At 39.3% G+C, this 450-nt stretch carries 1 protein-coding gene; it reads left to right on the top strand.

Going from position 1 to position 450, the window contains the following annotated elements; translation table 11 throughout:
- Positions 1-4 precede the first annotated feature (4 nt).
- A partial coding sequence (locus AB3I20_RS12740; protein WP_368027433.1) for a LysM peptidoglycan-binding domain-containing protein occupies positions 5-450 on the top strand: 446 nt, incomplete at its 3' end.

Raw genomic sequence — 450 nt, 5'->3', positions numbered from 1 at the left:
TTATATGAAATCACTTAAAACTGTACTATTAGGAACAACTCTGGCTGCCGGCGCTGCATTATTTATGGGAACAACAACACACGCAGACGAAGCGTACACTGTTCAATCAGGCGATTCATTATCAACTATTTCACAAAAATATGTTGGCGATAACTCCTTGATTAACCATATTGCTCAATCTAATTCAATTTCAGATATCAATCTGATTTTTGCAGGTCAAACATTAACTATTCCAACCTCAGAGCAAGGCTCAACAACAGATGTTGCACCTCAAACAGAAGCAGTTCAAGCTGAACCTGTTCAACAAGAAACAACGCAAGAAGTTGCTCAAGCACCTGTTCAAGAAACAGTTCAAGCAACTCCAGCAGTTGAAACAACAGAAGCAGTAGCTACTACTTCTAACTCTGCAAAAGAATGGATCGCACAAAGAGAATCAAGCGGTTCTTATAC

The sequence above is a fragment of the Enterococcus sp. C50 genome (assembly GCF_040887505.1).
GTDB classification, from domain to species: domain Bacteria; phylum Bacillota; class Bacilli; order Lactobacillales; family Enterococcaceae; genus Enterococcus_B; species Enterococcus_B thailandicus.
Note: the sequence above shows the minus strand (reverse complement) of the source record. Positions and strands in the feature narration are given on the sequence as shown.